Below are 18754 nucleotides of genomic sequence, written 5' to 3'. Positions count from 1 at the left end.
GAAAACTCGAATTTTTTCAAAAGCACACTAGGCTTTAAATCAGGGATCGAAGTACAGAGCTGTAAGTGTGCGAGATAAATCACCAAACCGGACCTGTTGTGCCATCAAAACGATTCGTCGCTGCTGCTGCCTGTTATGGCTTGGTGGCAGCTTTTTATCGCTTAGTGCCTGGGCGACATTACCGCAGCAAATAACATACTGCGTGGATCCTGACTGGTTGCCTTACGAAGCAATTGCTGATGGCAGCCATGTTGGCATCTCTGCTGACTACATTCGTTACCTGCAGCGCGCGACGGGTATTGAGTTTGTGCTGCTGCCAACTGAGTCCTGGAACCAGACCCTGACTGCCTTGCAACAAGGCGACTGCCAGCTCACGCCAATGCTGAATCGCTCGTCAGAGCGGGAGCAATATCTGGTATTTAGTGACGTCTATTTCCGCTCGCCCAATGTGCTGGTGTCTTTGCGCGAGCAGCCATTTTTACAAAGCCTGGATAATATTGGGGAGCGTTCGCTGGCCGTGCCTGAGGGCTATCGGCTGTTGGAGTATCTGGCCATGCATTATCCAGAGATCCCTATCGTGTTGGTGCAGAGTGAAGCCGATGGTTTGACGGCAGTCGCCAGCGGCAGGGCTGATCTCTTTATTGGCTCCTTGTATTCCATCAATGCATTGATCCAACAGCAAGCCTTGTATCAAATGAAAATTGCAGGCTGGGTCGGGCTGGAGGATGAACTACGGCTTGGTGTGATTACCGGGCTTGAGCCGTTAATCCCGGTACTTGAACAGGCATTGGCAGAACTTAGCGACACTGAGCGCATTCAGATTTACCGCAACTGGACCCAAATTGAAGTCATCGACCACACCAATTACCGGCTGATTTGGCAAGTAAGTGCTGCTGCGCTGGGTATCATTCTGTTGCTGCTGCTCTGGAATTACCGCAGCAGTTATTTTAACCGGAAATTGCAGGAAAAAAATCAGCAACTCAAGCAAACCCAGGCCCGGCTTCAGCGAGCGGTCAACAAATTGCAATTTTTATCCAGCCATGATCCTTTGACCAAGACGTACAACCGCAATCACTTTGATCAGTCGATGCAAAAGCAGCGGCGACAACCACATAGCGACGATGCATTTAGCCTGATTGTGCTCGATATCGATTATTTTAAGCAGATCAACGATCAGTATGGTCATTTGGTTGGGGATCAGGTACTGCAGGAGTTAGCGTATGAATTAATGCAGCAAGTTCGCGATGGTGATCAGGTAACCCGCTGGGGCGGTGAGGAGTTTGTGATTCTTTGCCAGAAAACCAGTTTGCCTGAAGCTAAGGTCCTGGCGGAGCGTATTCGCCAGAGCATCAGCCAGCAGTTATTTGCCGGTAGTGTGCAACTCAGTTGCAGTTTCGGACTGGCGGAGCAGGGGGCGAAAGAGCCGCTGATGGCTTGCTTTGAGCGGGCCGATAAAGCCCTCTATCAGGCCAAGGCTGAGGGCCGGGACAGGATTTGCCTGGCAAAGCCCTTTGTGGCTGCTGTCAGCTGAAAACGGCCTGGTCGGGCACAAGGCATCGAAACCTTGGAGCCAGTACTGGCGCTCATCCACCGCACTCATGCTGAGTTTGTTGCTGCTTGGCTGGATGCTGCTGCGTTCTGAGTCCTGGTATGACCATGGCTTCGGTTGCCCGAAGCCATTTTGTCTGCAGCCTTGGTATTTAAGCGAGACTGGGGTAGTCGGTATAGCCTTTGGTATCCTGGGTGTAAAATGTTGCCGCATCCGGTTCGGCCAGAGGCAGCTGCTTGGCAAAACGCTCAACCAAGTCAGGGTTGGCAATATAGGCGCTGCCAAAGGCGATCGCATCCAACTGGCCGCTTGCTACCGCAGAGCTTGCTTCATCAACGCTGTAGCCCATGTTGCCAATCAAAGTACCCTGATAGTGCTCACGGGTGACTGAGATCACATCGGCCTGCTGTATGCCGGCAAAATCCGCCCGCATCAGGTGCAAATAAGCCAGCTCATAGCGGTTGAGCTCGGTGGCCAGATACTGCATCAGCTGGATGGGATCATCGTCCAGCATGCTATTAAAGCTATTGAGTGGTGATAAACGCAGGCCGGTGCGATCAGGGCCAATGGCCGCTGTAACAGCTGCAATCACCTCGAATAATAAGCGGGCACGGTTTTCCAGCGGGCCACCATAGTGGTCACTGCGCTGATTGGATCCACTGCGCAAAAACTGATCCAGCAGGTAGCCATTGGCACCATGGATTTCAACGCCATCAAAACCAGCTTCAATGGCATTGAGCGCAGCCTGCCGAAAGGCAGTGACTATGGCTGGTATTTCGCTGAGCTCAAGCGCGCGCGGTACCACATAAGGTAGTTTTCCTTCCGGGGTATGCACGGTATCATCAATGGCGATGGCGGATGGAGCGACCGGAGTAGCACCGTCATTCAACGCTGGATGACAAGCCCGGCCACCGTGCCAGATCTGCAAAAAAATCCGCCCACCTTTGGCATGCACCGCATCAGTGACCGTTCGCCAGGCGCTGATTTGAGCCGCAGAGTAAATACCAGGTTCACGCCAAAATGCGGAATTGCCTTCGCTTACCATGGTCGCTTCTGCAATCAGCAAACCAGCACTGGCACGCTGCGCATAGTACTCGGCCATCATGGCGGTTGGCACATGATTGGCGTCGGCCCGACAACGGGTCAGCGGTGCCATCAGGATACGGTTGGGCAGGCTTGTTTTGCCTAACTTAAGCGGAGTAAATAAATCGGTCATGGGCTGGTCCTTGGTTGATTGCCTGACATTACTATGGGGACGAGGTCATTGCGATTAAATTGCATAAAATTCAGTTGAGTGTTCGATTTTTTGATTGTATCCCAGCCAGGCTCGGGCGACACTGAGCCAATTTTGTCCACAGCGGGGCTTCCCATGATTGATTTTCGCAGCGATACCGTCACCAAACCGACCGCAGGCATGAAAGCAGCCATGATGGACGCTGAGCTGGGTGACGATGTATTTTCGGACGATCCAACCACCAATGCGCTGCAAGACTGGGCGGCTGCTCAGCTGGGTTTTGAAGCCGCACTTTTTGCCTCAAGCGGCACCCAAACCAATCTACTGGCCATGATGAGTCACTGCCAACGCGGCGATGAAGTCATCCTTGGGCAGGATTGGCACACCTACCGCTGGGAAGGTGGCGGTGCCGCTGTGCTTGGCTCTATTCAACCACAACCATTAGCCGTGCAGGCCGATGGGTCCTTGTTGTTGGAAGACATCGCCGCGGCGATTAAACCGGACGACCCTCATTTTGCCCGCACCCGTTTGGTGGTGGTGGAAAACACCATCGCCGGCAAGGTGCTAAGCCCGGAGTACATGACCAGTGTCGCAAAGCTGGCCAGACAGCATCAGCTGGCCTGCCATATTGATGGCGCCCGTTTGATGAATGCCGCCACCCGCCTTGCGGCTGAGCGGGAGCGGGATGTCTGGCAGATGGCGCGCCAGTTGTGCCAGGGTTATGATTCTCTGTCGCTGTGTTTATCCAAAGGCTTGGGAGCACCGGTTGGTTCGTTATTATTAGGCTCTAAGGAAGTGATCGGTCGAGCCCGTCGCCTGCGAAAAATGCTGGGGGGCGGTATGCGGCAAACCGGCCTGTTGGCCGCAGCCGGGCACTATGCTTTGCAGCATCAGGTGCTCAGGTTGGCTGATGATCATACCCATTGTCAGCAACTGGCCGGGGGAATACAGCAACTGGCAGAGCGTTACGCCTGCTGGCAGGGCAAGTTACGGCTGCAACCGGTACAAACCAATATCTTGTTCTGCGATATGGCGCCGCCGCTGGCGGCAGCCTTACTGCCTTACCTAAAGCAACAGGGGGTGCTGCTAAGCGGCAGCAACTACAGCCATGGCGGTACTGAGTGGCATCGCTTGCGCTGGGTATGCCACCTGGATATCCAGGCGGCAGATATTGCCCGCACGCTTGCCTTGCTGGAAAACTTTAGCCGGCAGTATGCAAGCCATGAATAACTAGTATCGGCAGATTCCATTGTCTGGACGGCCAGATGCCTGCTACCATGCGGCATGGTTGGATAAGCAGGATGCCCCTGTGCTCTGGATCCCTTTTACCTTGCTGGCGGCCTTTATGCAGGCCTGGCGCAATGCGTTTCAAAAACAGCTTAGCCTGGAGGTGCCGGTCACCGGCGTCACCCTGGCCCGTTTTTTATGGGCCTCACCATTGGCAGCGCTCTATTTGCTGGCTCTGTACAGTTGGCAGCCGGTCAGTGGCGGTCAGTTTCAGGGCTGGTTCTGGGGCTATATCGTGGGCGCAGCGCTGGCACAAATTCTGGCAACGTCGTTGATGGTGCAGCTGTTTCAACGGCGTAATTACGCCATTGGGGCAGGCCTGGCTAAAAGTGAAGCGATTCTGGCCGCTGCCCTTGGCGTGTTGTTTTTCAGTGCCCCTTTAAGCTGGCTGGGCTGGCTGGGTGTATTATTGGGGGCTGCGGCTATCTGGTTACTGAGTGGTGCTCGACTGCGGGCTCTGTCCTGGCCAACCTTGTTGCTTGGGCTTGGCAGTGGTTTATCCTTTGCGCTGACCTCACTCTGGGTGCGCGAAGCCAGCCTGGTGCTCGGGCTGCCTTTCCCGCATGGCGCAGCCTGGGTGTTGCTGCTGGTGATTTGCCTGCAAAGTGTGCTGTTAATTGGCTGGTTGCTGCTACGCGATCCGGCTGTGCTGCTGGCCTTGTGGCAAAGGCCGCGCTTAACGCTACTGATCAGTGTGTGCAGTTGTTTGGGCTCCATTGGCTGGTTTACCGCCATGAGTCTGGAGTCGGTGGCGCTGGTAAAAACACTGGGCCAGGTTGAAGTGCTCTTTATGCTGCTGATTTCGGCATTTTTCTTCAAAGAAAAACTGGCTCGTAGCGATCATCTGGGGTTAGCTCTGATCGTGCTGGCAGCTGTCTGCGTGATGTGGGCTTAGCCTTGTTGTTGCTCGCGGGCTCTGGCAACCAGGGCTTTAAATAAGCGGCGCTGGCGGCCCAGAAACAGCAAAAACTCCGGGTGCCACTGCACACCCAGTAAGAAGGGGTAGTCTGGATCTTCAATGGCTTGCACCAGTTGATCCAGGTCTCGTGCTACCACTTTTAAACCATCGCCTAATTGATTGATGGCCTGGTTGTGCAGGCTGTTGATTTTACAGCGCTGGCACTTAAGCAGCTTGGCCAGCAGCGAGGGGCTTTCTTCCAGGCAAAGCGTTTTTAGCGGCAATACCGTCCAGCGATGCGAGGTGTTGTAGCGATGTTCTTTTAGCTGCTGGTGCAGGTTACCACCCCGGCACACATTCAGCAGCTGTGCGCCGCGGCAAATGCCCAGCAATGGTTTGCGCTGCTGCAAAGCTTGCTTAATCACGGCCATTTCCAGTTTATCCCGTTCTGGATCATACTTTGGATGGACTTCAGGCTCGGCCGCATACAGTACCGGGTCTACATCATGGCCACCGGTCACCACCACGCCATCAAAGCTGACGGATTGTTCGTGTTGGGATGGTCGCAACTGCAGGGGGACTCCACCATAACAGCGCACCGCCAGTGCCACCAAAAAGCGAGGTCCGAAAGCGCCGCGCTCTGGTCCTGTAATGGCAATTACCGGTTTAGCCATCGTTGCTCCACTTGCATAGGCCAGTCTTGCAGCAGTTTACCCAGCGGCTTGTGCAGCAAGGCCAGGTAAGCAGCTGCGCAGGCTTTGAGTTGCTCCGGGTTGGCTACCAGTTGCTCAAGCTGGATCCAGCCATTCCAGGCCCGGTGCAAGCCCCAGCCGGGCTGTTGCAGTTCGGAGCTGGGCAGGCGGTAATGAAAGGTCGGCCGGGCTTTGACCAGTTCGTCTTTGATCACGGCTTTGACTCTGCTTTCATCCAGCTCCATAAACAGCGGCAAACAATCCAGCGCCCGGTTACGGCTGGGATTATGCGTAAGGTAATCATCAATGAGCTGAGCCAAATCTGGCTGGTAATCGACAGCCAAAATCAGCTTTTGGTAGGCTTTGGGGTAAGGGTTGATGTAACTGGTTAAACGCCGGGTCACATCGATTTGCTCTTGTTGCAGCAGCCAGTCATGCAGGCAGACAAAGGCTTGCAAAAAGCGCAGCAAAACAGTCGGGTCGCTTGATGGGATCTCCGGGTTCAGTTGCAAGCCAAAGGCATTTTGAAACTCATCGGAAGAACCTTTGGCACCCTGCTGCTGCAAGCGGCTGATAATGCGCTCGATATCACTCAGGCGATCAAACGGCAGGGGCGGGCTCACCAGCTCCAGCGGTACCAACTGGCTGGCCACCGTAGCAAGCAGTTGCTCGGCACTTTCTGACAGACTGCCGGGGTCTTGCTGTGTTTTTCCTAATTCTTTGAGTAAATGAAAATCGAGCTCCACCACCCAGTCACCGGCTTGATCGCCGGTTAAACGCAGATCGTAACGACCCTTTTGCTCGGTAGTAAGTTGTAGCTCTGACGCCACCAATTCAGCAAGCTCGTTCAGAGTAAGACCACTAAGTTCAATTTCAACGCCAATGCGTCTTGGGTTGCCCCGGTGGCTGTTGGCAAAAGGCAGCGGTAGCAAGCTTGCTTGTTCGGTCATCATGGCTCCTGCAGGTGTCTGCCGAGTTGTCAGACAAGGCCGGTTCGGTTAGGCTGAACGCCTGTTGCTTACCACCAGCCTAGAGCGAGCCGTTTTCGATGTCAAATCAAGGGTCCATGCAGGCATTCCCTGAGTACACTCAAAAATGAATACCGTGCCATCGCTTTGTCCGCTGTGTCAATCCGACCACACGCAGCTGTATCATAGCGAGCAGCGCTCTAAGGTACTGCCCCGCGATTACTGGCGCTGCGCCACCTGTGCTCTGGTGTTTGTGCCTGCAGTTTTTCATTTGGATAGCGTGGCTGAAAAAGCCGTGTACGATCAGCACCAAAACCGGCCGGATGATCCGGGCTACCGTAAATTTTTAAACCGCTTGTATGAACCGATGCATCAGAAACTTGCGCCGGGTGCTGTTGGGTTGGATTTTGGCTGTGGCCCGGGACCAACGCTGGCGCTGATGTTTGCAGAAGCCGGCTTTGCCTGCGCTAATTACGATCTGTACTACTGCCACCAGCCCGAGCGTTTAGCACAGCGCTACGACTTTATTTGCAGCAGCGAAGTGGTGGAGCATTTAAGTGCCCCTGGTCAGGTGCTCAGCCAGTTGATTGGCATGCTTAAACCGGGAGGCTGGCTGGGGTTGATGACCAAGCGGCTTTCCACCGACGCCGCTTTTGCCAATTGGCATTATACGCTCGACCCTACCCATATCAGCTTTTTCGCCGATAACAGCTTCCGCTGGCTGGCCAGCGAACACCAATTGCAATTAGAGTTTTATGGCCCCGATGTGGTGTTGCTGCATAAACCAGCCGCCAGCACCATCAGCTGCTAAGGCCTTACCATAGCTCTGGTTGCATGCCGCCAGCCGATTGGTTGTGCTCGCCAGGCCAGGGCTCGAGCGCTGGATGCGTTATCCCCAGATCCTGCACAAAAGCGCGGCAGAGCTCCGGAGCCGAGGCATTATCCGGGGTATGAAAAAAGCAATAAGGGCTTCTGCCTTCATCCAGCCACTGGCGAATTTTAGCCAGCCAGGGTTGGTAATGCTGACGGTTAATGGCAGCATCATCGCAGCCGATAAAGCGCACCACGGGTGCATCCGTCAGGCAAATGGCATGCACCGGTAAACGAGGCTTTTTGCGCTGCGCTTCGATAAGCGCCGGATGGCTGGCTGGCACTGCAAACAAGGACCGGCTGTCAAAGACCACCCGCTCGGTTTGATAATCACGCAGCAGTCGGTTTAAATGCACTTCGTGTTCGGCTTTATCAAAAAAGGCCAAGTGCCGCACTTCCACACAGCAGCGCACATCGGCGACCAGTGTATCCAGCATTGCGGCAATAAACGCCAGTTGCTCTGGCCCGGCCGTGGCAGGTAGTTGCAGGTGTACCTGACCGATGCGGCTATGCAGTGGCTTTAGGGATTGCCACCAGTGTTTAAGCTCTGCCTGAGCATCTGCCCCTGCCTGATGACTGATACGCGAAGGCACCTTCAGTACAAAGCGAAACGACCTTGGGGTTTGCTCGCTCCAGCGCTGCAGGCTTGCTGGCTTGGGATCGGCATAAAAGGTGGTATTACCTTCCACGGTGTTAAACACCTGGCTGTACTGCTGCAAAAAATCGGCGGTTTTGCAGCCTGGACTAAACAGACTGTGTTTCCAGCTGGCATTGGCCCACATGGGGCAGCCAAGGTAGAGCATGGCAGCGACCTTCTGAGAAAAAATGCCATCATAGCAGAGCTTGCGGGCAGTGACATTGCTGTTGTTTTCTTTATAATGTCCCCCCAGCTAGGCCTGCCGGTTTTCCCCCTCCGATGCAGGCTTTCACGACAGTTTTGGAAAGGATTGAATGCATGCGCAGTCATTATTGTGGTTCGTTAACCGCTTTGCAGGTAGATACAGAGGTTACATTGTGTGGTTGGGTCAATCGTCGTCGTGATCTGGGTGGTCTGATCTTCCTGGACCTGCGTGATCGTGAAGGCCTGGTGCAAGTGGTGTGCGATCCGGATGAAAAAGCCCTGTTTGAACTGGCTTATACGCTGCGTAATGAATTTTGCATTCAGGTCAAAGGCAAAGTACGGGCCCGTCCTGCTTCGCAAGTCAATGCGGATATGGCAACCGGCGAAGTGGAAGTTTATGCCCGTGAGCTGGTGATTTTAAGCAAGGCTGCGCCAGTCCCGCTGGACTCCAACCAGAACAACAGCGAAGAACAGCGGCTGAAATACCGCTACCTGGATTTACGTCGCCCAGTGATGACTGAGCGGCTGAAGTTTCGTGCCAAAGTCACCAGCTTTGTCCGCAACTTTATGGACAGCCATGGCTTTTTAGATGTAGAAACCCCCATGCTGACCCGGGCCACCCCGGAGGGCGCGCGCGATTATCTGGTGCCAAGCCGTACCCACAAAGGCAAGTTCTTCGCGCTGCCCCAATCACCGCAGCTGTTTAAGCAGTTGTTGATGATGTCGGGACTGGATCGTTACTACCAAATCGTCAAGTGTTTCCGCGACGAAGATTTGCGGGCCGACCGTCAGCCTGAGTTTACCCAGATTGATATCGAAACCTCCTTTATGACGGCCGATCAGGTGATGGCGGTGACCGAGCAAATGATCCGCGAGCTGTTTCAGCAACAATTGCAGGTCGATTTGGGCGATTTCCCCCGCATGACCTACGCCGATGCCATGCGTTTGTATGGCTCGGACAAGCCCGATCTGCGTAACCCGATGCAGTTGGTGGATGTAGCCGATTTGCTCAAAGAGGTGGAGTTCAAGGTCTTCTCCGGCCCGGCCAACGATGCGAAAGGCCGGGTGGTGGCACTGAAAGTGCCGGGCAAAGCAGAAGCCATTTCCCGCAAAGACATTGATGGTTATACCGAGTTCGTTGGTATTTATGGTGCCAGGGGCCTTGCCTGGATGAAAGTCAAAGCCGTGGGCCAGGGCATCGAAGGTGTGCAGTCGCCGGTGGCCAAGTTTTTAAGCGATGATATTGTCAATGACATTCTGAGCCGCACCGAAGCTGCAGCCGGTGATATCCTGTTCTTTGGCGCCGATCGCTACTCAGTCGTTTGTGAAGCTATGGGCGCACTGCGGCTGAAACTGGGCGAACAGCATGGCTTAACGGAACAAGGCTGGAAGCCGCTGTGGGTGGTCGACTTCCCGATGTTTGAGCAGGGCGACGATGGCCAACTGATGGCCATTCACCACCCCTTTACCTCGCCGGTCAACCCAGACCCGGCGGCGCTGCAGCAGGCTCCGGAGCAAGCGCTCTCCAATGCGTATGATATGGTCCTTAATGGCACCGAGCTGGGTGGCGGTTCGGTTCGTATTCACGACCCGGTGATGCAAGCCACGGTATTCCGTTTGCTTGGTATCAGCGATGATGAAGCGGCCGAAAAATTCGGTTTTCTGTTGGAAGCTTTAAAGTACGGTACTCCGCCGCATGCTGGTCTGGCTTTTGGCCTGGATCGTCTGGTGATGCTGATGACCGGTGCAAGCTCTATCCGTGATGTGATGGCGTTTCCAAAAACCACCACAGCGGCTTGTCCTCTGACTGATGCACCAGGCCTGGCCAATCAGGCTCAGCTGGCGGAGTTGATGATAGAGCTTAAAAAGGAGTAAGCATGGCAGGTCATAGCAAGTGGGCGAATATCAAGCACCGCAAAGCCAGACAGGATGCCAAAAAAGGCAAAATTTTTACCAAAATCATCCGGGAGTTGACGGTAGCGGCCCGGATTAGCCCTGAGGTAAGCTCCAACCCGCGTTTGCGTATTGCGGTGGATAAAGCCTTAGCGGAAAACATGACCCGGGATACTATCGACCGTGCTATTAAGCGTGGTGCCGGTGCCACTGAAGGTGAGAATTACGACGAGTTGCTGTACGAGGGGTATGGTATCAACGGGGTGGCGGTGCTGGTTGAAACCATGACCGACAACCGCAACCGCACCGTCAGTGATGTACGCAATGCATTTAGCAAAAATGGTGGCAACCTGGGCACGGATGGCTCGGTGGCTTATTTGTTTAGCAAGCAGGGCGTGCTGTCGTATGACAGTGACACCGATGAAGATGCCCTGATGGAAGCGGCTCTTGAGGCGGGTGCAGACGATGTACAGCGTCATGAAGACGGCTCTTTCGATGTATTGACCACACCGGATACTTTCTCCGATGTCAAAGATGCGCTGGTAGCGGCTGGTTTTGCCCCGGCCAATGCGGAAATCACGCAGGTACCCAGCACCCGGGTGGAGCTGGATCTGGAGCAGGCAAAGAAATTTCTGAAGATGTTGGATACGCTGGAAGATCTGGACGATGTGCAAAGCGTGTTTCATAACGCCGACATCAGCGATGCTATCCTGGCGAGCCTGGACTAGGGCGTGGCCATTATCCTTGGCATTGACCCCGGCAGTCTGTTAACCGGCTATGGGGTGGTGCAACAACAAGGCAGCCGCTTTGAGTATCGCTCAAGCGGCTGCATTCGTCTTCCCAAGGCCGATTTGGCCGAGCGTTTGCAAATTATTTTCCAGGGCGTGACCGAGCTGATCCAGCAGCATCAGCCAACGGTGTTTGCCATTGAGCAGGTGTTTATGGCGCGCAATGCTGATTCTGCTTTAAAGCTGGGGCAGGCCCGTGGTGCCGCAATAGTGGCGGCCACCAATGCCGGCCTGGCCGTGTTCGAGTACTCGGCCCGTCAGGTCAAGCAGGCGGTGGTTGGCACTGGTGCTGCCGATAAAGTTCAGGTGCAGCATATGGTCAAAGCCATGCTGAAATTGCCCGGCACACCGCAGGCTGATGCGGCCGATGCGCTGGCGGTGGCGCTCTGCCATGGACATACCCAGCAAAGCTTAATCAACCTGGCTGGCCAGGCCCGCAAAACAGTGCGTGGCCGCTTACGATAAGGACAACCTATGATAGGACGATTGCGCGGTATTTTGCTGGAAAAACAGGCACCGGATGCATTGCTGGAGGTAGCAGGTGTAGGTTACGAAGTGCAGTTGCCACTCACCAGCTTTTACCAGTTGCCGGAGCCTGGCAAGGAGTGCGTGATCTACACCCACTTTGTAGTGCGCGAAGATGCGCAGTTGCTGTATGGCTTTCATACCGCCAGCGAGCGTGCCTTGTTTCGTCAGCTGATCAAAGCCAATGGCGTGGGGCCTAAACTGGCACTGACCATTTTATCCGGTTTAACGGCTGATGATTTTGTGCGCTGCGTGCAGCTGGATGATTTATCCACGTTAGTGAAGCTGCCTGGTATTGGCAAAAAGACCGCCGAACGTTTGCTGGTAGAAATGCGCGACCGGCTCAAAGACTGGGGCATGGCTTCGTCCGACAGTGCTTTCAGTACGGTGCAAATCAGCCCGATCAAGCCGAACTTAACAGCCACTGAGCAGGCTGAACAGGATGCACTTGGTGCCTTGGTCAGCCTTGGGTATACTCAGCAGCAGGCCAGCAAAGCGGTGCAAAAGGTGAAAACCGACGAGATGAGCAGTGAAGCTCTGATCAAAGCCGCCCTCAGGAGCATGATGTAAACCATGATTGAAGCCGATCGTTTTATCCAGCCAACCGCCAGTCGTGAAGATGAAGCCATCGATCGGGCGATCCGGCCGCGCCTGCTGGCGGACTATACCGGTCAGCAGCATGTCTGTGAGCAGATGGCCATTTTTATTGAAGCGGCACGGGGCCGGAATGAGCCACTGGATCATTTGTTGATCTTTGGCCCGCCAGGCCTGGGTAAAACCACCCTGGCAATGATTGTCGCCAACGAAATGAAGGTGAACATCAAAACTACCTCGGGACCTGTGCTGGAAAAAGCCGGCGATTTGGCGGCGCTGCTGACCAATCTGGACGAGAACGATGTACTCTTTATCGACGAAATCCACCGTTTAAGCCCTGTGGTTGAAGAAATCCTGTATCCGGCGATGGAAGATTATCAGCTGGATATTATGATTGGCGAAGGCCCGGCGGCCCGCTCGATCAAATTGGATTTACCGCCCTTTACTCTGATCGGTGCTACCACCCGGGCAGGGGCGCTCACGTCACCGCTGCGCGATCGCTTTGGCATCGTGCAGCGGCTCGAGTTTTACAAGGTCTCGGAGCTGACACAAATCATCCTGCGCTCAGCCGGCTTTTTAAATCTGGAACTGGATGAAGCCGGTGCTACCGAAATTGCCCGTCGCTCCCGGGGGACACCGCGCATCGCCAACCGGTTGCTGCGCCGGGTGCGCGATTACGCTCAGGTCAAGTCCAATGGTGAAGTCACGTTGCAAGTAGCGGCCGAGGCGCTGCAAATGGTGGATGTGGATGCCGAAGGTTTTGATTACATGGATCGCAAGTTGCTGTTGGCCATTATTGAGAAATTTATGGGCGGACCGGTCGGGTTGGATAACCTGGCAGCAGCCATTGGCGAAGAGAAAGATACCATCGAGGATGTGATCGAGCCGTTTTTGATCCAGCAGGGCTTTATTCAGCGTACTCCGCGAGGTCGCATCGCAGCACCGCGTGCTTATCAGCATTTTGGTTTTGATCTGCCTGAGAACTAAAGCTGGTTGCTACCGCAAACCCCCGTTCAGTTTGAAAGGCGACGGATAAAAAAAAGCCCGCTCAATAGAGCGGGCGAATGCAACAAGTTGAAGGAAGTGCTTCAATAAAATCCAGGGAACATCTACGAGCAATAAAGTGAACTGGGAAAATTCGGCCTCTACCACTCTGTGAACTGGTCTAAAACAGCGAGCGAATCGCTGTGGTTTGCGCTAGCTCAGAACACAGGGCGTATTCTAGGGAGTTAGAGTAAAGACTTCAAACGAGAAAAATTGCTTGTTTCGAATAAAAATTTCTAATGCAACATTCATTTGGCGTTCATCCAGATGCTGTATAACAATCCTTAGTATGCCATACATGCAGCTGTATTCTGGCGAAGCATACTCTGCAGTGTGCACAGCATGGTAAGAATATAATTCATGCAAGCTTACTGAAGCCTCGGAATTGCACCTGTGGAAGCTGGTCGCATTTTCAGGTTTTTTGAACGCATGGCAGGAACTTGTTTTTTACTACAAAGTCAGTGAAATGGCGGTAGAAAAGTATTTTGCAACATTTGTCTGGCACCGGTTGAGTTCGCGAAATGGCTGCCCTATGATAGGCACTGCGCGAGTACACCCTTAAATAGCCACTATCAATCCCAGATTTGAATTCTCAGAGGTAATGTCCAGTGTCCGGTGAAATTTCAGTTATAGGCTTGCTGTTCGAAGCAGGAATTATTGTGCAGGCCGTGATGTTAACCTTAGTGGGCATGTCTATCGTGTCCTGGGCGATGATTTTTCAGCGCAGAAAAGTGTTAAAACTGGCCAGCGCTGAAGCGAAACGCTTCGAAGATAAGTTCTGGTCTGGTATCGACTTATCGAAACTCTATACCGAAGTCAGTGCCCGAGGTCAGGTCACAGGGCTGGAAGCCTTGTTTAAGTCTGGTTTTAAAGAGTTTATCCGTTTGCACAAAAACAACCGTCAGGCCGGTGCTGTGATGGAAGGCACCCAGCGTGCGATGCGGGTTGGTCTGTCGCGTGAAGTAGAGCGACTGGAAACGCATTTACCTTTTCTTGCCACTGTTGGTTCTATCAGTCCATACATCGGGTTGTTTGGTACTGTCTGGGGTATTATGAACTCCTTTATTGCGTTAGGCTCGGTGCAGCAAGCGACCCTGAACATGGTGGCACCTGGTATAGCCGAAGCCTTGATTGCAACGGCCATGGGCTTATTCGCCGCTATTCCGGCAGTCGTTGCCTATAATAAGTTTTCGCATCAAGTTGAACTGCTTGAAAGCAGCTACTTCAACTTTGTGGAAGAGTTCTCCAATATTTTGCACCGCCAGGCGGGGAATACCACCGGAGAAGCGGCCTGATGTACATCCGTAAAAAGCGTCGCATGATGGCTGAAATCAATGTGGTTCCCTACATTGATGTGATGCTGGTGCTCTTGATTATTTTTATGGTCACCACCCCCATGCTGACGCAAGGGGTGAAAGTTGAACTGCCTAAGTCATCAGCTGAGCCGCTGGAGCAAATGACCGATGGCAAAACACCGCTGGTGGCTACTGTGGATGCTGCAGGCCTGTACTACTTTGAAAAAGACGCCGAAACCCATGGTCCTTATACCTCGGCTGAGCTAGTGGTGGAAGTTGCTAGTTGGCTATCCATTGAGCCAGGCACTCAGGTCATTGTTAAAGGCGATCACACCGTCAGTTATGATGCGGTGATTCGTTTAATCAATGTACTTAAAAACGCGGGAGCACCATCGGTTGGTCTAATGACTGATCCGGGGGAGGGCAACTAGATGATGCAGCCGGAGTTTAAAACAGCTTTAAAGAAGTCGCTGTTGCTCCATGTCGGCTTTGTGCTTATTCTGGTAGCCAGTAATTTTGCGCCAAGCCCAAGTTTGCAGCCGACACCAGTAACGGCGACTGCATCCGCTGCGCCATCGGCACCGATTGAAGCGGTGGCCATCGATCAGCAGCAGTACGAGCAGCGGGTACAGCAACTGCGCGAGCAACGCGAGCAAGCGCAGCGTGCAGAGCAACAACGGATTGCCGAATTAGAGCGTCGCGCCCGTGCTGCTGAGCAAGCCCGGGCGGAAGAAGAGCAACGTATCCGTCGGCTGGAACAGCAACGCCAACAACAGGACGCAGCTGCGCGTCAGGCCGCGGCGGCAGCTGCTGAAGCACGTCGGCAACAGCAGCAAGAAACTGAGCGGGCACGTCAGGCTGAGCAGCAGCGGCAGCAGGCCGAAGCAGAAGCCAGAGCAGCCGCTGAGCGCCGTAGGCAGGAGCAGGAAGCCGCCCAGAGGGCAGAAGCTGAACGCCAGCAACGCGAACGCGAAGCCCAGCTGCGTGCACAACAAGAACGTGAGCTGCAAGAGCGGTTAGAGCGTGAATCTCAGGCCAGGCAAGTTGCACGGCAGCGCCAGACGGTGACCGAAGTAGAACGTTTCACCGCCATGATCCGCGATCGCATTCAGCAAAATTTGCGGGTCGATGAGCGGATGCGTGGCAGACAGTGTCGCATCAATATCCGTTTGGCCAGTAATGGCTTTGTCACCAATGTCAGTGTGGTCAATGGTGATCAGGTGGTGTGTGATGCCGCCATGCGGGCAGTCGAACGTGCAGGAACCTTACCGGTGTCGCAAGATCCGGATGTGTTTGAGCAACTGCGCAATATTAACTTAACGGTGATCCCAGAATTTTAATTATGAGAACCTTTATCCGATACAGTTTCATCCTTATCTTGCTGCTGAGCTTTCATCTGCAGGCGCGCAGTGCTCTGGAAATTGTCATTACCGAAGGCATTGATTCTGCTCGGCCAATTGCTGTGGTGCCGTTTCGCTTTGAAGGCGTAAATCGCCCAACAGAAACCATCACCGAGGTGATTGCGGCTGATTTGATGCGCAGTGGTCAGTTTAATCCAATACCGACGGTACGAATGCCACAACAGCCACATCGCGCCGGTGATGTGGATTATGCCGCCTGGGCCAAAGAAGGGGTGGAACACCTGGTGATTGGTACCATTCGTGAGGCCGGCCCGGATCGCTACACGGTGTCGTTTGAATTAATTGATGTGGTGAGAGGCAATGCAGGTTTAAGCCGGCAAATGCTGAACCAAGGCCAGTTGGTAAGAAGTCAGGAGCATGTACTGGAAGCGCGGGAAACCACCATTACCGGCAATCAGGTTCGGCAATTTGGCCATCGCATCAGTGACATCGTGTATGAACGCTTAACCGGTACCCGCGGCGCATTTCTCACCAAAATTGCTTATGTACTGGTGCAGCGTGATGCCGAGTTCCCATTTCAACTGGCGGTTGCCGATTACGATGGTGCCAATCAGCAAATATTGCTGCGCTCACGCGAGCCCTTGATGTCGCCTAGCTGGTCACCGGATGGTACCAAGCTTGCCTATGTCACCTTTGAGCAGCGTCAGGCACAAATTGTCATTCAGGACATCTACACTGGCCGTCGCAGTGTGTTAAGTAGCACTCCCGGCATTAATGGCGCACCCACCTGGAGCCCGGATGGCCGTAAAATGGCGATGGTGCTATCGAAAGATGGCAACCCGGAAATCTATGTGATGGATATTGCCAGCAGAGAGTTAACCCGTATCACCAACCATCGTGCGATCGATACCGAGCCTGCTTGGTCGCCAGATGGCAAAGAAATTATCTTCAGCTCGGAGCGAGGTGGAAATCCGCAACTATATAGCGTAAATTTACAAACTGGAACTACAAGGCGATTGACTTTCGAAGGTGAGATGAACCTGTCCGGCACTTTTACTCCGGATGGCCAGTCCATTGTGATGGTGAATCGTACCCGAGGACGTTACCAGATAGCCCGGATGGATCGACAGACCCGCTTTATGCAGGTTCTGACTACCACCAGCCTGGATGAATCCCCAAGCATTGCCCCGAATGGGTCTATGGTGATTTATAGCACCATGCACGGATCTAAACAGGTGTTGGCATTGGTATCTATGGATGGTCGTTTTAAAGCCCGGTTACCTGCTGCTCAAGGTGAAGTGAAATCACCAGCCTGGTCGCCATTTTTATAACAATGAAATTCAATCATTCAATCTACTAAGGATATGTTGCTATGAACGTACATCACGCGTTAAAGGGGATCTTGATCGCTTTGCCAATCCTGACTCTGGCTGCCTGTAGTTCTACCTCGCAAACCAGTGTTTCAGATGCTGAGGCCGAAGCTGCACGCCGTGCTCAGATGGAGCGCGATGCTGCAGTGCAAGTGGAGCGTGCTGATCAGGCGGTAACACCAGCCGAGCGTGTGCGTCAGCAGATGGAAGCACTGCGCCAGGAAAATGTCATTTACTTTGACTTTGACCGTTCAACCATTCGCCAGGAGTTTGTAGAAAGCCTGCGGGCACATGGTGAGTTCTTGCGTACCAACCCATCGGTTCGTGTAACCATTGAAGGACACACCGATGAGCGTGGCACGCCAGAGTACAACATTGCATTGGGTGAGCGTCGCGCACAAGCTGTGGTACAGTATCTGCAGAACCTGGGCGTACCAGCCAGTCAGATGCGTACTGTGAGTTACGGTGAAGAGCGTCCGGTTGATATGTCACGTACCGAAGCAGGCTTTGCGAAAAACCGTCGCGCTGTATTGGTGTATTAATTCCTGCTAAGAGAAGCGTTGTGCAATGAAAAAATCCTTGATAGTGCTGGTTAGCCTGTTATCTGCAGCTGCGGTTGCCAACCCCGCTCCGGTGTCTGACATTAGCCGTAGCCGGGGTGCTGTATCTACCGCTGCTGCTGGAAGTATTGAGCAGCGACTGGAAGCTTTGGAGCGGGTGGTAGAAGCCCGTGCCAATGCGCAACTTCGGATGCAGCAGCAACTGGAACAGTTGCTGGATGAAGTGTCTGAGCTGCGAGGTCAAACCGAGCTACACAGCCATCAACTGGAAGAAATTGTGCAACGCCAGCGTGATATCTACCAAGAGATAGAGCGTCGAATGGCTGCGGGACCTGCACCTGTGGCAACACAGGTGCAGACCAGCATTGAGCCAGCAACGACCCCGTTTTCTACCGATGTGTCTGAGAATGATGCCTACGATCGTGCTGTCCAGATGGTACTGCGTGATCGGCGTTACGATGCAGCCATCGCCGAATTTGAGCGTTTTTTACAGCAATACCCCAACTCTGTCTATGCGGCCAATGCCAATTATTGGCTCGGTGAGTTGGTGCTGCGTGATAACGAGTTGTCCAAAGCAAAAACCTACTTTCAGCGGGTCGTGCAAAACTTTGCTGACTCCAGCAAGGTGCCTGATGCGTTGTTTAAATTGGGTCAAATTGCCGAGCGAGAGAACAATGTAAATGCCGCCAAAGGTTTTTACCGCCAGGTTGTACAGCAACATCCAAATGCTCCCGCGGTTCGTTTGGCACAGGGACGGCTCGATAGCCTGAATTAAGAAAAAAGTTGCTGTGCTGTTGTCATTTTCAGCAAGTTGCTTTCAATTTAAGCGTTTGGCAGCTGCAAGAGGCATTTTTTCGTTTTTTTGGTTGCACTGACGCCTGAAATCAGTAAGATATGCGTCCGCGGCGAGGGTCATTAGCTCAGCTGGTAGAGCAGTGGACTTTTAATCCATTGGTCGATGGTTCGAATCCATCATGACCCACCA

Annotated in this window: 19 protein-coding genes and 1 tRNA gene; 16 read left to right on the top strand and 4 right to left on the bottom strand. The window is 53.6% G+C overall.

The window, feature by feature from the left end; translation table 11 throughout:
• The first annotated feature begins 67 nt into the window (after nt 1–67).
• Nucleotides 68–1531: a diguanylate cyclase gene (locus BLW37_RS08610; protein ID WP_091341880.1), complete on the top strand. Its 1464-nt coding sequence runs from the start codon at nt 68–70 to the stop codon at nt 1529–1531.
• A gap of 169 nt (nt 1532–1700) precedes the next feature.
• Here the strand turns inward: BLW37_RS08610 and BLW37_RS08605 are convergent, their stop codons facing one another.
• Nucleotides 1701–2765: an alkene reductase gene (locus BLW37_RS08605; RefSeq protein WP_091341878.1), complete on the bottom strand. Its 1065-nt coding sequence runs from the start codon at nt 2763–2765 to the stop codon at nt 1701–1703.
• 153 nt (nt 2766–2918) lie between these two features.
• Between BLW37_RS08605 and ltaE the strand changes: the two genes are divergently transcribed.
• On the top strand, nt 2919–4013 hold the full coding sequence (gene ltaE, locus BLW37_RS08600) for a low-specificity L-threonine aldolase (protein ID WP_091341876.1): 1095 nt from the start codon (nt 2919–2921) through the stop codon (nt 4011–4013).
• 115 nt (nt 4014–4128) lie between these two features.
• Nucleotides 4129–4965 (top strand): EamA family transporter, encoded by an 837-nt coding sequence (locus BLW37_RS08595; RefSeq protein ID WP_425426617.1) that lies wholly within the window; start codon nt 4129–4131, stop codon nt 4963–4965.
• Here the strand turns inward: BLW37_RS08595 and BLW37_RS08590 are convergent.
• Both BLW37_RS08590 and BLW37_RS08585 read right to left on the bottom strand, forming a co-directional pair.
• Nucleotides 4962–5642: a gamma-glutamyl-gamma-aminobutyrate hydrolase family protein gene (locus tag BLW37_RS08590; protein WP_091341874.1), complete on the bottom strand. Its 681-nt coding sequence runs from the start codon at nt 5640–5642 to the stop codon at nt 4962–4964. The two genes, BLW37_RS08595 and BLW37_RS08590, sit on opposite strands and share 4 nt — an antisense overlap.
• Nucleotides 5627–6610 carry an amidoligase family protein gene (locus tag BLW37_RS08585; protein WP_245785663.1) on the bottom strand — a complete coding sequence of 328 codons (984 nt, stop codon included), beginning with the start codon at nt 6608–6610 and terminating at the stop codon, nt 5627–5629. The genes BLW37_RS08590 and BLW37_RS08585 overlap by 16 nt, the downstream gene beginning before the upstream one ends.
• 145 nt (nt 6611–6755) lie before the next feature.
• On the opposite strand from BLW37_RS08585, the gene BLW37_RS08580 reads away from it, so the two are divergent.
• Entirely contained in the window at nt 6756–7439 is a 684-nt protein-coding gene (locus tag BLW37_RS08580) for a class I SAM-dependent methyltransferase (protein WP_091341871.1), read from the top strand.
• 4 nt (nt 7440–7443) lie between these two features.
• Here BLW37_RS08580 and BLW37_RS08575 read toward each other — a convergent pair whose 3' ends face one another.
• Entirely contained in the window at nt 7444–8301 is an 858-nt protein-coding gene (locus BLW37_RS08575; RefSeq protein WP_091341869.1) for a DUF72 domain-containing protein, read from the bottom strand.
• A gap of 152 nt (nt 8302–8453) precedes the next feature.
• Here BLW37_RS08575 and aspS point away from each other — a divergent pair, with 152 nt between their 5' ends.
• The 12 genes from aspS (at nt 8454) to BLW37_RS08515 (ending at nt 18754) form a co-directional block, all read left to right on the top strand.
• A complete protein-coding gene (aspS, locus tag BLW37_RS08570) occupies nt 8454–10214 on the top strand; it encodes an aspartate--tRNA ligase (protein WP_091341867.1) in 1761 nt (586 codons plus the stop codon).
• A 2-nt stretch (nt 10215–10216) separates the two neighbouring features.
• Nucleotides 10217–10960 carry a YebC/PmpR family DNA-binding transcriptional regulator gene (locus tag BLW37_RS08565; RefSeq protein WP_091341865.1) on the top strand — a complete coding sequence of 248 codons (744 nt, stop codon included), beginning with the start codon at nt 10217–10219 and terminating at the stop codon, nt 10958–10960.
• A 3-nt stretch (nt 10961–10963) separates the two neighbouring features.
• Nucleotides 10964–11485, top strand: coding sequence for a crossover junction endodeoxyribonuclease RuvC (gene ruvC, locus BLW37_RS08560; RefSeq protein WP_091341864.1), 522 nt, complete (start codon nt 10964–10966; stop codon nt 11483–11485).
• 9 nt (nt 11486–11494) lie between these two features.
• Nucleotides 11495–12115, top strand: a complete 621-nt coding sequence (ruvA, locus tag BLW37_RS08555; protein WP_091341862.1) for a Holliday junction branch migration protein RuvA — start codon at nt 11495–11497, stop codon at nt 12113–12115.
• 3 nt (nt 12116–12118) lie between these two features.
• The gene (ruvB, locus tag BLW37_RS08550) at nt 12119–13126 is read left to right on the top strand and encodes a Holliday junction branch migration DNA helicase RuvB (RefSeq protein ID WP_091341860.1); all 1008 of its coding nucleotides are present in this window, start codon (nt 12119–12121) and stop codon (nt 13124–13126) included.
• A 665-nt stretch (nt 13127–13791) separates the two neighbouring features.
• Nucleotides 13792–14478, top strand: a complete 687-nt coding sequence (gene tolQ, locus BLW37_RS08545; RefSeq protein WP_091341858.1) for a protein TolQ — start codon at nt 13792–13794, stop codon at nt 14476–14478.
• Complete coding sequence (tolR, locus tag BLW37_RS08540; protein ID WP_091341856.1) at nt 14478–14909, top strand: protein TolR; 432 nt, start codon at nt 14478–14480, stop codon at nt 14907–14909. Before tolQ ends, tolR begins: the two co-directional genes overlap by 1 nt.
• On the top strand, nt 14910–15818 hold the full coding sequence (gene tolA, locus BLW37_RS08535) for a cell envelope integrity protein TolA (protein WP_245785662.1): 909 nt from the start codon (nt 14910–14912) through the stop codon (nt 15816–15818).
• A gap of 2 nt (nt 15819–15820) precedes the next feature.
• The gene (gene tolB, locus BLW37_RS08530; protein WP_091341854.1) at nt 15821–17170 is read left to right on the top strand and encodes a Tol-Pal system beta propeller repeat protein TolB; all 1350 of its coding nucleotides are present in this window, start codon (nt 15821–15823) and stop codon (nt 17168–17170) included.
• A 41-nt stretch (nt 17171–17211) separates the two neighbouring features.
• Nucleotides 17212–17751 carry a peptidoglycan-associated lipoprotein Pal gene (gene pal, locus BLW37_RS08525; protein ID WP_091341852.1) on the top strand — a complete coding sequence of 180 codons (540 nt, stop codon included), beginning with the start codon at nt 17212–17214 and terminating at the stop codon, nt 17749–17751.
• 25 nt (nt 17752–17776) lie between these two features.
• Complete coding sequence (gene ybgF / locus BLW37_RS08520; RefSeq protein ID WP_091341849.1) at nt 17777–18544, top strand: tol-pal system protein YbgF; 768 nt, start codon at nt 17777–17779, stop codon at nt 18542–18544.
• Between the two features lie 134 nt (nt 18545–18678).
• Nucleotides 18679–18754, top strand: a tRNA-Lys gene (locus BLW37_RS08515).

Source organism: Alkalimonas amylolytica (genome assembly GCF_900107845.1).
Taxonomy (GTDB): domain Bacteria; phylum Pseudomonadota; class Gammaproteobacteria; order Enterobacterales; family Alteromonadaceae; genus Alkalimonas; species Alkalimonas amylolytica.
The sequence above is the reverse complement of the archived record's forward strand: the minus strand, read 5'-3'. Positions and strand labels throughout refer to the sequence as shown.